Source organism: Plantactinospora sp. CNZ320 (genome assembly GCF_002846275.1).
Genome location: NZ_PJMP01000001.1, coordinates 6,403,258 through 6,416,050 on the forward strand (window position 1 = coordinate 6,403,258; position 12,793 = coordinate 6,416,050).

A 12,793-nucleotide genomic window follows, 5' to 3' on the forward strand; every position below is an offset into this window, starting at 1 on the left:
CACGGCTGCCCGGCGGCGGGTTCCCGTCGTCCGGCGCTCACATCCGGTCCGGTGCCGCGATGCCGAGCAGGTGCAGGCCCAGCCGTAGTACCCGGGCGGTGAGGTCGCAGAGGACGAGCCGGCTATCCCGGACCGACGGTTCGGCGCGGAGCACCGGACACTGCTCGAAGAAGCCGCTGAACGCGACCGCGACCGCGTAGAGGTGGCCGGCGAGGCGGTGGAATTCCAGGGTCGCGCCGACGGTCTCGACGATCGTGCCGAACGCGAGCAGTTCGAGCGCGAGTGCCCGTTCGGCCGGCTCGGCGACCGAGATCGGCACGCCCTGCGGCACCCCGCAACCCGCCCGCCGGAAGATGGACCGGATCCGCGCGTGCGCGTACTGGAGGTATGGGGCGGTGTTGCCGTGCAGTGCGAGCATCCGGTCCCAGTCGAAGACGTAGTCCCGGGTCCGGTCGCTGGCGAGGTCCGCGTACTTGACCGCCCCGATGCCGATCGCCCGACCCAGCTCGGCCACCGCAGCCCGATCCAGATCAGGGCTCTTCCGCCGGACCAGTGTCGCCGCCCGGTCCACCGCCTCGTCGAGGAGTTCGACGAGCTTCACCGAGTCGCCGGCCCGGCTGGCCAGCTTCCGGCCGTCCGGGCCGAGGACCAGACCGAAGCCGATGTGTTCGGCCCGAGCCGGCGGACGCAGCCAGCCCGCCTGCCGGGCAACCGCCCACACCATCTCGAAGTGCTGCCGTTGCGGCAGGCCGACGACATAGAGCAGCCGGGTGGCGCCGAGCTGCTCGATCCGGTACCGCAGCGCGGCGAGGTCGGTGGCGGCGTAGCCGTACCCGCCGTCCCGCTTGCGCACGATAAGCGGCACCGGCTCGCCGTCCCGACCGGGAAAGCCTGGCGGGAACGCACAGCTCGCGTCACCGCTTTCGGTGAGCAGGCCGAGCCGGCCCAGTTCGTCGGTGACCGGGCCGAGCATGTCGTTGTAGTGGCTCTCCCCGACGAAGTCCGCCCGGGTCAACAGCACGTCGAGCCGGTCGTAGACGGCCAGGAAGTACTGTTCCGACTCGGTGACCAGCCGTTGCCACAACCCCAACGTGAACTCGTCCCCGCCCTGGAGCGCGACCACCCGCTCACGGGCCCGCCGCCGGAACGCCTCGTCGGCGTCGAACTTGGCCCGTGCACCCTTGTAGAACGAGTCCAGGTCGCCAATCGACAACGAGTCGAGATCACCGATCGACAAGGACTCCCGGGCACCTACCGAGAATGGGTCGGCGGTGGAGCTGCCGAGGTCGACCAGGTGCTCGATCAGCATCCCGAACGGGGTACCCCAGTCGCCCAGGTGGTTGGCCCGGACGACCCGGTGCCCGAGCCACTCCAGCAGCCGGGCGGTGGCGTCACCGATGACGGTCGACCGGAGGTGGCCGACGTGCATCTCCTTGGCCACGTTCGGTGCCGAGTAGTCCACCACCACCGTCTCGGGGGCGGTCACGGTTGGCACCCCGAGCCGGGGATCGGCGGCCATCCTCGACAGCAGTGTGCCGAGCAGGTCGTCCGCCACCGTCAGGTTGACGAATCCGGGGCCGGAGACCGCCACCGAGGAGCAGAGGTCGGCCAGCGCCGCCCGCTCGACCACCTCGGCGGCGATCACCCGGGGTGCCCGGCCAAGCCGGCGAGCCAGGGACAGCGCCGCCTCGGCCTGGAAGTCGGCGTGCCGGGACCGCCGGATCACCGGGTCCACCGCATCGCCGCCGGCCACGGCCGCGAACGAATGTGCCAGCCGATCGCTGAGCAGATCTTCGAGATTCATCCGGTACGCCTCTCTCGCTCCGGTCCGTTGCCGGACCGACGGGGGAGCGGACTGATCGACGTACGCGAGTACCGGCGGATCAGTCCGCCGGTCGTGATCAGGGTTGGTCAGCGCGGGCGGCCTCGGCTGGCTCGGGAACGAGCCATCGGGCGCCGTCGGTCCAGGCCCGGGGAGCCGGACGAGGGCACCACCCGACCGGCGAGGTCGGGGTACGCCGCAGCGCCAGGACTGGCCACGGGGGCAGGCTACCCGGCCGGTCCGTACCAATGCACCGGATATCCAAGTCCGACCACAGAGGACATTGCATCTTACGGTTATCGATGCCACGAACCGCGATGCAGGGGGCACCAGCAGGGTCTGTTGGACTGGGAGTTCGTCTCCCCGCAACGCAGGCTGGCCGGACGCACCGATTACGAGGTCCGTCGCGAACTGGAACGGAAGTCGGAGCCGCTGGCGGCCGACCCGGGGCAGCGGTACCCGGATTAACCTCGCAGGCATGTCCGCTCTCCCCGAACGCGTGCCGGCGACTCTGGACGACCCGCCGGTCGACGTCTCCGACCCGCACGAACTGCTGCTCGGATATCTGGACTGGTATCGGGTGGCACTGCTGCGCAAGATCGACGGGCTCACCGAGCCGCAGTTGCGCGCCCCGGTCGAGCCGCTCGGCTGGTCACCGCTCGGGCTGGTCAGGCATCTCGGCTGGGTGGAACGGCGCTGGATGCGCTGGGGTTTCGCCGCCGAGGACGTCGTGGCGTACCTGTCGGCGGACGACGAGGCAGAGTGGCGGGTACCGGCCGACGAGTCCGTCGAGGACGTGTTGGCTGCCTATCACGACGAGGTACGCCGGTCCCGGGCCATCGCCGCCTCCGCCGAGCTGACCGCGCCGGCCCGGCTCGGCGGGCGCTTCCGCACCCCGGAGGAGGCGCCGACACTCGGCCGGATCCTCTTCCACCTGTTCCAGGAGTACGCCCGGCATCTCGGCCACCTCGACATCGCCCGGGAACTGCTCGACGGGACGGTCGGCGAGTAGCCGGCGATGGCGAGAACCACCTCCACCGCGACGACGGTCAACCGACCCTCCAGCGCGGCCGAAGAATGGCCTTGAGGGTTACCACAGCCGGAGGGCCTATCCTTGCCCGATGCGTCCGGCAACCCTCAACTCGGCAGGTCATCGGCCAGCCGGGGGAGCGTACCAGCGGACGGGCGGGGGAACGGCGTGGTGAGCGGGGCGGAGCGGAGGCTGCGACCGGTCGACCTCGCCCGGCTGGCCGGCATCTCGACCCAGCAGATCCGCAACTACCTCGACGCCGGGGTGCTGCCACCGGCGCCCCGCAGCGCCTCGGGGTACCGCCAGTTCGACGACCGGCACCGCCGGGCACTGTTGACGTACCGGGCGCTGGCCAATGGGTACGGCTGGGACGTCGCCCGGTCGATCATGCACGCGGTGCACGCCGGTGACCTGCCGTCGGCGCTCGCGCTTGTCGACGCCAGTCACGCCGGGCTGCACGAGGAGCGGCGAGCGCTCGCCGAGACCGCCGCCGCACTGGAGGCGGTCGCCGAACGGGAAACCGAGTCGGCGAACGTACCCCGGTCGACGCTGCGGATCGGCGAGTTGGCGGCCCGGCTCGGCGTGCGTACCTCGGCACTGCGGGTCTGGGAGGCTGCCGGGCTGCTGATCCCGGAGCGGGAACGGGGCACCGGGTACCGCCGGTTCGGCCCGGCCGAGATCCGGGACGCCCAGATGATCAGCATGCTCCGGCGGAGCCGCTACCTGCTGCCGCAGATCCGGCCGATCCTCGACGGTCTGCGCCGCACCGGGAGTACGGCGGCGCTGCGGGCTGCCGTGGCACGGCGTGGGCTGGAGTTGACCGAGCGGGCCACCGCGATGCTCGAAGGATCGAGCCGGCTGCACGACTACCTGAATACCGTTCCCAGCGACAGGCACGGCGTCGCAGCCACCGTGGACCCGCCTACCGCCACGGACCCGCCTACCGCCACGGACCCGCCTACCGCCACGGACCCGTCTACCGCCACGGACTCGTCGGTGGGTGGCGAGCGGTGACCTGTCGGCCGGTACCGGAGGGATAGGCTGCCGGGCGTGGAATCCGTGCCGTTCCTCCTCGCCGGCCGGCCGGCCCGGGGCGGCGATCCGCTCGTGGTCCGGCATCCTGACGGCCGCGAGGTCGGCCGGACCAGTTTCGCCGACCCGGAGCAGGTCGAGGCGGCGGTGGCCGCCGCCGCCGCGGTGGCGGACCGGGCCGCCGCACTGCCGGCGCACGTCCGGGCCGACGCCCTGGCGCACGTGTCGCGCCGGCTCGCCGAGCGGGCCGAGGAGGTCGCTCGGCTGATCACGGCCGAGAGCGGCAAGCCGGTCAGGTGGGCGCGGGTCGAGGTGGCCCGCGCGGTCGCCACCTTCCGGTGGGGTGCCGAGGAGTCCCGGCGCTGGTCCGGCGAGATGCAGCGGTTGGACACCGAGCCGGCCGGGGAGGGTCGGATCGCCCTGGTCCGCCGGCTCCCCCGGGGACCGGTGCTCGGCATCACGCCGTTCAATTTTCCGCTGAACCTGGTCGCGCACAAGGTTGCCCCCGCGCTCGCGGTCGGAGCGCCGATCGTGGTCAAGCCGGCCCCGGCGACCCCGCTGACCGCGCTGCTCCTCGGTGAACTGCTGGCCGAGGTTACCGAGCCGGACGGTCCGGGCAGCGGCCTGCCGGCCGGAATGGTCTCGGTGCTGCCGCTGCCGAACGACCGGGCCGGTGACCTGGTCCGGGATCCCCGGCTGCCGGTGGTGTCGTTCACCGGCTCCGGGCCGGTCGGCGCGGCGATCCGGCGGTCGGTGCCGGAGAAGCACGTCACGCTGGAGCTGGGCGGCAACGCCGCCGCGGTGGTCTGCGCGGACTGGGCCAGCGCCGACGACTTCGACCACGCGGCGCACCGGATCGCCACCTTCGGCAACTACCAGGCGGGGCAGAGCTGCATCGCGGTGCAGCGGGTCTTCGTGCACGAATGGCTGCTGGACGGCTTCCTGCCCCGGCTGGTCGCGGCGGTCGCCGCACTGCGTACCGGGGATCCGGCCGACGAGGCGACCGAGGTCGGGCCGCTTATCGACGAGACCGCCGCCCGGCGCGTCGAAAGCTGGGTCGACGAGGCGGTGGCGGCCGGGGCCACCGTCGAGCTGGGCGGCCGTCGGGACGGCCCGCACTACACCCCGACGGTGTTGACCGGGGTACGCCCGGAGTGCCGGATCAGCACCGAGGAGGTCTTCGGCCCGGTTCTGGTGGTGGCGCCGGTGCCGGACGACGCGGCCGCGTTCGCCGCCGTCAACGACTCGGCGTACGGGTTGCAGGCCGGGGTCTTCACGCACAGTCTGCAGACCGCGTTCACCGCCTACCGGACGTTGCGGGTCGGTGGGGTGATCGTCGGAGACGTGCCGTCGTACCGGGCCGACCAGATGCCGTACGGCGGAGTGAAGGGCAGCGGCGTCGGCCGGGAGGGGGTCCGCAGCGCGATGGAGGACTACACCGAGTCCCGGGTGATGGTGCTGAGCGGGATCGAGTGGTGAACCATCTGCAGGGCGGCGACGACCGGGCGGCGGATCGGCCGCCGGAGTTCTCCACCGTCTCCGCGACGATCGAGATCCCGGGCACGGTCGCCGAGGCGGAGGCGGTGCAGGACCGGCTGCGTCCACTTGTCGACCTGACCGGGCCGGGGCCGGCCGCACCCCGCACCGTCGCCGGGCTCGACGTGGCGTACGCCGAGGACGGCGACCGGCTCGCCGCCGCGGTGACCGTGCTGGACCCGGCCACCCTGGAGGTACTGGACACGGCGGTGGCCACCGGGCGGGCCGCCTTCGACTACGTACCCGGGCTCTTCGCCTTTCGGGAGCTGCCCGCCCTGCTGACCGCGCTCGCCCGGCTGACGGTCGAGCCGGAGTTGCTGATCTGCGACGGGCACGGGCTCGCCCACCCGCGTCGGTTCGGGCTCGCCTGTCACCTCGGCGTGCTCACCGATCGCCCGGCGATCGGCGTCGGCAAGACGCCGCTGCTGGGGACGTGGGCCGGGCCGGATCGGCGGCGTGGATCCTGGGCGCCGCTGGTCGACGGCGCGGAGCTGGTCGGCCGGGTGCTGCGGACCCGGGACGACGTGAAGCCGGTCTTCGTCTCGGTCGGGCACCGGATGGACCTGGACAACGCCTGCGCCCAGGTGCTCCGGCTCACCCCGTCCTACCGCCTGCCGGAGACCACCCGCCAGGCGGACCGGCTCTGTCGGGCCGAACTGCGCAGATTCGCCGGGGTGTGACCGGCAGGCGTGACCCGGAGGATTCGGCGCGGCGCCGGCCGGGCATGAGAGATGGCGGTTACCACTGCACCGGTAGCCTGTGCCCGGATTCCGCACTGCGACGAGCGAGGTGATCATGTCGGTACGGCGTGGCGCGACCTGGCTGGGGACCGTCGGACTGCTGGTCGGTACGACGGTGTCACTCGTCGCCGCCCCGGCGGTGGCCGAGGGCGAGTCGGTACGCGTCCGCGCGCCCAACTCGATAAGTGCGGGTGGCTCGCCGGGCTCGGTGACGGTGAACGTCTCGATGCGCGAGGGCGGCTGCGTAAACGTCCGCACCGTGCTCGGGGTGCACCTGCCGGGGTTGACCGCCGACCGGGTCGAGATCCGGGTCGCCGCCGATGGTGACTGGCGCCGGGTGCCGGTCTCGGACGGCGGGAACGGGCTGATCGTCGGGGAGCGCACCACGCCGCAGAAGCCCGAACTCTGCGCCCGGAAGAACGTCTCCAGCCGCTACCGGGTGAGTCTGGCCGAGGGTGCGCCCGGCGGCCGGGTGACCCTGCTCGCCGAGGCGTACGGGGCGGGTGGCCGGCTGCTCGGCCGGGACACCGACTCGGCCCGGGTGACCGGCCGGACCGGAGCCGCTCCGGAGGCGTCGGAGCGTACTCCCGAACTGGTGATCCCGTCGGCGACCCCGGAGGCCACCGAGGAGCCGGCCGCGCCGACGACCGAGGCCGTGGCGGCTGCCCTGCCGGCGCCGCCTGCCGCCGCCGACGAGTCCGGCGGGTCGCTCGGGCTGGGCGGCATGGTGATGGTGGTCGGCATCGTGATGGTCGGGATCGGGATAGCCCTGCTGGTGCTGCTGATCCGGCGTGGCCGGGCGGAGCGTGGCCGGGCGGCCCTGGCGGCGGGGGACGACGCGGAGAAGACCGCCCGGATCGTCGTACTCGGCGCGGAGCGGACCACCCGGATCGCGCCGGCCGGCCCGAATCCGCAGGCCGGCCCGAGCCGGACGCCCCGGGGCGCGCCGATGGGCGTACCGCCGGTCGACGCGGACCCGACAGCCCGGATCACGCCGTTGGCCGTACCGCCGGCCGTTCCGCAGGCAGGTCCGGACCCGGCGGGCCGGAGCACGCCGTTGGCCGTACCACCGGCGGTCGGTGACCAGACCCTGATCCTGCCCACCTCGGGTACGGTCCTGCCGCGTCCGGCCGGGTCGACGCCGCCCCGGCGGCCGGGGGCCGTCCCGCCGCCCGTGGTGCCGCCGGCCCGGCCCGGTTCGGTGACCCCCGGCGACGTGCCGCCCAGGCCGGACAATGCGCCGCCGAGGCCGGAAAGTGCGCTGCCCCACGCGGGGACACCGGCCCGACCGGAGGAGACCGTACCGCCGGAGCAGCCCTCGGCCGGCGGGCCCGACGCGACCCTGATCCTGCCGCCGGCCCGGCGACCCCAGCAGTAGTCAGCCGATGCCGCTGCCAATCGGGCGTGTCGGGGTCGGCCTGTCCGCCGAACAGCGCGGACGGCGGCTGTTCGCCCCTCGGCGGATCGCCTTGGGGCGGGGCGTGGCGTCCGGCTCCGATACGCTCAGGCCGTTGACCGAGTCTCCGGCTGAGGGGCGAGATCTTGTCTGATTTGTCCGCTATCGTCAAGGCGTACGACGTCCGGGGTACCGTTCCCGAGCAGTGGGACGAGCGGGCCGCCGAGGCGTTGGGCGCGGCCTTCGCGCAGCTGCTCCGTACCTCCGGGGAGCCGGCCGAGACCGTAGCCGTCGCCCACGACATGCGGGAGTCCTCGCCCGGTCTGGCCGCCGCCTTCAGCAACGGGGTCCGCTCCGAGGGGCTCGGCGTGCTCCACCTCGGCCTCGGCAGCACCGACCTGCTCTACTACGCCTCCGGCAGCCTCGACCTGCCCGGCGCGATGTTCACCGCCAGCCACAACCCGGCCGCCTACAACGGCATCAAGATGTGTCGCGGCGGGGCCCGGCCGATCGGCCAGGACACCGGGCTGGCCGAGCTGCGCGACCGGGCACAGGCGCTGCTGGACAAGGGCGAGACGCGGCAGGCGGACGAGCCGCTGCCGCCGCTGGAGCATCGCGACCTGCTGCCCGCGTACGCGGCACACCTGCGCACCCTGGTCGACCTGACCGGGATCCGCCCGCTCAAGGTGGTGATCGACGCGGGCAACGGCATGGGCGGGCACACCGCGCCGGCCGTACTCGGCGACGCCGTCCTGCCGGCGCTGCCGCTGGAGATCGTGCCGCTCTACTTCGAGCTGGACGGCTCGTTCCCCAACCACGAGGCGAACCCGCTGGACCCGGCGAACCTGGTCGACCTCCAGGCGGCCGTACGCGAGCACCGCGCCGACCTCGGGCTCGCCTTCGACGGCGACGCCGACCGCTGCTTCGTGGTGGACGAGCGGGGCGAGCCGGTCTCGCCGTCGGCGATCACCGCCCTGGTGGCCGTACGCGAGCTGGCCAAGCACCCCGGCGCGGCGATCATCCACAACCTGATCACGTCGAGCGCGGTACCGGAGATCGTCCGGGAGCACGGCGGCGAGCCGGTGCGCAGCCGGGTCGGCCACTCCTTCATCAAGGCCGAGATGGCCCGCACCAACGCGGCCTTCGGCGGCGAGCACTCGGCGCACTACTACTTCCGGGACTTCTGGTTCGCCGACACCGGGATGCTCGCCGCGATGCACCTGCTGGCGGCGCTCGGCGAGCAGGACGGCCCGCTGTCGGAACTCGGCCGGGCGTACGAGCGGTACGCCGCCTCCGGTGAGATCAACTCGACCGTTCCGGACCAGCGGGCCAAGCTCGCCGAGGTCCGGGCCGCCTATCCGGACGCCGAGACCGACGATCTGGACGGCTTGACCCTGCGCTTCCCGGACGGGGCCTGGGTCAACCTGCGCCCGTCCAACACGGAGCCGCTGCTCCGGCTCAACGTCGAGGCGCCCACCCCGGACCGGATGGTGGCGCTCCGCGACGAGGTGCTCGGACTGGTTCGCCGATAAGATCCATCGCGCTGGTCGGAGACCCGCCGTAGCCGACCCGACGCACGAGGAGTGGAAGGAGCCGCACGGTGGCCCTCGACCCGCAGTTGCTGGAGATCCTGGCCTGCCCGGACACCCATCACGCACCGCTGGACTACGACCCGACGGCGCAGACCCTGACCTGCACCGAGTGCGCACGCATCTTCGAGGTACGCGACGACGTGCCGGTGCTGCTGCTCGACGAGGCGCGCGGCGGCCCGGTGGCCGGTTCCGACGCGACCCCCGGCGGCAGCGCGGACCAGCGGTGATGGACGGTACGGCCGGTCTGCGCGGCCGCCCGGTCCCCGACGAGGGGTTGCTCGACGACGTCGCCGCGATGAGCGAGAACGACCCGGGCGGGATGCTCCGGCACACCGCGTCGGCCGGGGCACAGGTGCGGGAGTCAGCCGCGCTCGCCGCCGAGGCCAACCTAGGGGTGCTGGCCGACGAGGGGCGCCCCCGGGCGGTCGTGATCGCCGGCATCGGCACCGCCGCGCGTACCGGAGAGGTGCTGGCCACCGTCGCCGGCCCGCGCTGCCCGGTACCGGTGATCCAGCACCGCAGCGCCGGGGTGCCCGGCTGGGTGGGCGCGGCGGACGTGGTCATCGCGGTCAGTGCCTCCGGGCGCAGCCCTGAGGCGCTCGGCGCGGCCGAGGCCGCCGCCCGGCGCGGGGCCAGGCTGGTCGCGGTCGGTGCGCCGGACTCGCAGCTCCAGTCGGTGGCCGAGGGGGTACGCGCGCCGTTCGTCCCGGTTCCCCGCCGGGCGCCGGCCCGGGCCAGCCTCTGGGCGCTGACGGTGCCGGTGCTGCTCGCCGCCCGCGCGCTCGGCCTGGTCAAGGTGAACGAGGCGGACCTGGCCGAGACGGCGGCCCGGCTGGACGCGGAGGCCGACAGGTGCCGCCCGTCCGCCGAGTCCTTCGTCAACCCGGCCAAGTCGCTGGCGCTGGGCCTGGCCGGCTCGGTGCCGATCGTCTGGGGCTCGTCGCCGCTGGCCACAGTGGCGGCCCGGCGGTTCGGCGACACCCTCTCGGCGAACGCCCGCTACCCGGTGGTGGCAGGTGCGCTCGGCGAGGCGGGGCGGGGCCGGGTCGGCCTGCTCGACGGCGTCTTCGGCGGCCTCGTCGAATCCAGCCGGGACATCTTCGCCGACCCCGGGGACGAGGCGACCGGCACCCGGCTGCGGCTGGTGCTGCTCCGCGACGGCGGACTGAACGCCGAGGACGACGCCGACGAGCCGCTGGTGGTGGAGGAGCGCCGGGCCGAGGCCGTGCAGACCCTCGCCGAGCGGCGTGGCGTGCGCTGCGACGTGGTGACCGCCGAGGGCGGGTCGGCGCTGGAGCGGCTCGCCTCGCTGACCGCGGTACCCGACTTCGCCTCGATCTATCTTGCGCTGGCGCACGGACTCGACCCGATGGCCGTGCCCGCGATCACCGAGATGAAGGAGCTTTCCAACCAGTGACCGAGCAGATCACCCGGGCCGGGGCCGCCGTGGCCCAGGCGCCGGCCGACGCGGCGGAGGAGCGGTCGTGAGCGCGAGTGGCGGTACGAAGGCGATCGTCGCGGCCCTGCTGGCCAACATGGGCATCGCGGTCACCAAGTTCGTCGCGTTCGCGCTGAGCGGCTCGTCGTCGATGCTCGCCGAGTCGATCCACTCGGTGGCCGACTCCGGCAACCAGGCGCTGCTGCTGCTCGGCGGGCGCCGGGCGCGTCGCCGGGCGACCCCGCAACACCCCTTCGGGTACGGCCGCGAGCGCTACATCTACGCGTTCATCGTCTCCATCGTGCTGTTCAGTGTCGGCGGCCTGTTCGCGCTCTACGAGGCGTACCACAAGTGGCACGAGCAGCGGGTGCACCCGGGCGGGATCGAGAGCTGGCAGTGGCTGCCGGTCGTCGTACTGGTGGTCGCGATCATCCTGGAGTCGTTCTCGTTCCGGACCGCGATCGTCGAGTCGAACGCGATCCGGGGCAAGGCGTCCTGGAAGCAGTTCGTCCGCCGGGCCAAGGCGCCGGAGTTGCCTGTGGTGCTACTGGAGGATCTGGGCGCGCTGCTCGGTCTGGTCTTCGCCCTGATCGGTGTCTCGATGACCCTGATCACCGACAACGGCTACTGGGACGCCGCCGGCACGGCAGCGATCGGCATCCTGCTGGTGGCCATCGCGGTGATCCTGGCGTTCGAGACCAAGAGCCTGCTGCTCGGCGAGGCGGCCACCCCGGAGGACGTCCGGCGGATCGAGGAGGCGATCACCTCGGGGTCCGAGGTGGAGCGGATCATCCACATGAAGACCCTGCACCTGGGGCCGGAGGAGCTGCTGGTCGCGGCGAAGGTCGCGGTGCGGCCGTACGAGACGGCGGCGGAGCTGGCCGAGGGGATCAACTCGGTGGAGGCGCGGATCCGCAACTCCGTGCCGATCGCCCGGGTGATCTATCTGGAGCCGGACATCTACCGCAAGGTCGAGCAGCCCGCGGACGGGGTGCCGGAACTCAAGGGGGTCTGAGCGGTGGAGCCGCTGCACGGCCGGATCCGCGACTACGCGTGGGGGTCGCGGACCGTCCTCGCGCAGTTGCAGGGCCGGCCCGTGCCGAGCGACGGCCCGGAGGCGGAGCTGTGGCTGGGCGCCCATCCCGGTGACCCGAGCGTGCTGGACCGGGGCGGGGTGCCGCTGAGCCTGGTCGACGCGTTCGCCGAAGATCCGGGGCGCTGGCTCGGTGCCGACGTCGTCGACCGGTTCGGGCAGCGGCTGCCGTTCCTGCTCAAGGTGCTGGCCCCGGAGGCGCCGCTCTCGTTGCAGGCGCATCCGGACGCCGAGCAGGCCCGGGCCGGGTACGCGGCGGAGACCACCGATCCGGAGTTGACCCACCGCAACTACGTCGACCCGTACCACAAGCCGGAGATGCTGGTCGCGGTCTCGCCGTTCCGGGCCCTGTGCGGGTTCCGCGACCCGTTGGTCTCGGCGGACCTGCTCGACGCGTCCGGCGTACCCGCGTTGGCACCGGTGGTCGCCGCGCTGCGGGCCGGCACCGACGGGCTGGCGGAGGCGGTGCGTACCCTGCTCACCTGGCCGTCGGCGGAGCGCGCCGAACTGGTCGCGGCGGTGGTAGCCGCGGAGGTCGGCGAGCAGTTCGCCGCCTCGGCCGAGCTGGCCCGGGAGCTGGCCGGACGCTATCCGGCGGATCCGGGCGTACTGGTGGCGCTGCTGCTCAACCACGTCACCCTGACCCCCGGCGAGGCGATCTGGATGCCGGCCGGCAACCTGCACGCCTATCTCTACGGCGCCGGGGTGGAGATCCTGGCGGCCAGCGACAACGTGCTGCGGGGCGGGCTGACCCCGAAGCACGTCGACGTGCGGGAGCTGCTCCGGGTGCTCCGCTTCGAGGTGCTGGCCGATCCGGTGGTCAGCCCGGTGCCGGTGAGCCCCGGGGTGGTCACCTGGCCGGTGCCGGTGGACGACTTCGCCCTGCACGGGGTACGCCTCGATGACCGGGTCGGATCGGCCCGGCTGGAGCTGCGGGGTCCCCGGATCGCGCTCTGCCTGGCCGGCGAGGTCACCGTGGCGGACGGCGCCGGTTCGGCGCGGCTCGGTCCCGGTGCGGCGGCGATCGGCCGGGCCGACGGCGGGACGGTGACCGTCAGCGGCGACGGCGAACTCTACGTCGCCTCGGTCGGGCCATCCTGAGCCGTCGGATCGG

The 12,793-nt window shown here is 73.4% G+C and carries 11 protein-coding genes; 10 read left to right on the plus strand and 1 reads right to left on the minus strand.

Annotated features, from left to right (window positions below; genetic code table 11):
* Positions 1 to 37 precede the first annotated feature (37 nt).
* The gene (gene argS, locus CLT71_RS28735; RefSeq protein ID WP_101369853.1) at positions 38 to 1,804 is read right to left on the minus strand and encodes an arginine--tRNA ligase; all 1,767 of its coding nucleotides are present in this window, start codon (positions 1,802 to 1,804) and stop codon (positions 38 to 40) included.
* A 496-nt stretch (positions 1,805 to 2,300) separates the two neighbouring features.
* Between argS and CLT71_RS28740 the strand changes: the two genes are divergently transcribed.
* The 10 genes from CLT71_RS28740 (at position 2,301) to manA (ending at position 12,780) form a co-directional block, all read left to right on the plus strand.
* Complete coding sequence (locus CLT71_RS28740) at positions 2,301 to 2,834, plus strand: DinB family protein (RefSeq protein WP_101369854.1); 534 nt, start codon at positions 2,301 to 2,303, stop codon at positions 2,832 to 2,834.
* 189 nt (positions 2,835 to 3,023) lie between these two features.
* Complete coding sequence (locus CLT71_RS28745; protein WP_101371879.1) at positions 3,024 to 3,866, plus strand: MerR family transcriptional regulator; 843 nt, start codon at positions 3,024 to 3,026, stop codon at positions 3,864 to 3,866.
* Between the two features lie 36 nt (positions 3,867 to 3,902).
* Positions 3,903 to 5,363: an aldehyde dehydrogenase family protein gene (locus tag CLT71_RS28750; protein WP_101369855.1), complete on the plus strand. Its 1,461-nt coding sequence runs from the start codon at positions 3,903 to 3,905 to the stop codon at positions 5,361 to 5,363.
* A gap of 74 nt (positions 5,364 to 5,437) precedes the next feature.
* A complete protein-coding gene (nfi, locus tag CLT71_RS28755) occupies positions 5,438 to 6,100 on the plus strand; it encodes a deoxyribonuclease V (RefSeq protein ID WP_199187967.1) in 663 nt (220 codons plus the stop codon).
* A 115-nt stretch (positions 6,101 to 6,215) separates the two neighbouring features.
* Positions 6,216 to 7,538: a hypothetical protein gene (locus CLT71_RS28760; RefSeq protein WP_143743647.1), complete on the plus strand. Its 1,323-nt coding sequence runs from the start codon at positions 6,216 to 6,218 to the stop codon at positions 7,536 to 7,538.
* A gap of 164 nt (positions 7,539 to 7,702) precedes the next feature.
* Positions 7,703 to 9,088: a phosphomannomutase/phosphoglucomutase gene (locus tag CLT71_RS28765; RefSeq protein ID WP_101369857.1), complete on the plus strand. Its 1,386-nt coding sequence runs from the start codon at positions 7,703 to 7,705 to the stop codon at positions 9,086 to 9,088.
* Between the two features lie 68 nt (positions 9,089 to 9,156).
* Positions 9,157 to 9,375, plus strand: a complete 219-nt coding sequence (locus tag CLT71_RS28770; protein ID WP_101369858.1) for a Trm112 family protein — start codon at positions 9,157 to 9,159, stop codon at positions 9,373 to 9,375.
* Complete coding sequence (locus CLT71_RS28775) at positions 9,372 to 10,565, plus strand: SIS domain-containing protein (protein WP_101369859.1); 1,194 nt, start codon at positions 9,372 to 9,374, stop codon at positions 10,563 to 10,565. The genes CLT71_RS28770 and CLT71_RS28775 overlap by 4 nt, the downstream gene beginning before the upstream one ends.
* A 67-nt stretch (positions 10,566 to 10,632) precedes the next feature.
* Positions 10,633 to 11,601, plus strand: coding sequence for a cation diffusion facilitator family transporter (locus CLT71_RS28780; RefSeq protein ID WP_101369860.1), 969 nt, complete (start codon positions 10,633 to 10,635; stop codon positions 11,599 to 11,601).
* Between the two features lie 3 nt (positions 11,602 to 11,604).
* Entirely contained in the window at positions 11,605 to 12,780 is a 1,176-nt protein-coding gene (gene manA, locus CLT71_RS28785; protein ID WP_101369861.1) for a mannose-6-phosphate isomerase, class I, read from the plus strand.
* The last annotated feature ends 13 nt before the right edge of the window (positions 12,781 to 12,793 follow it).

Excerpts from the sequence above, each read along its gene's own strand:
- argS (WP_101369853.1), bottom strand. The coding sequence starts at position 1,804 with ATGAATCTCGAAGATCTGCTCAGCGATCGGCTGGCACATTCGTTCGCG.
- CLT71_RS28740 (WP_101369854.1), top strand. The coding sequence starts at position 2,301 with ATGTCCGCTCTCCCCGAACGCGTGCCGGCGACTCTGGACGACCCGCCG.
- CLT71_RS28760 (WP_143743647.1), top strand. The coding sequence starts at position 6,216 with ATGTCGGTACGGCGTGGCGCGACCTGGCTGGGGACCGTCGGACTGCTG.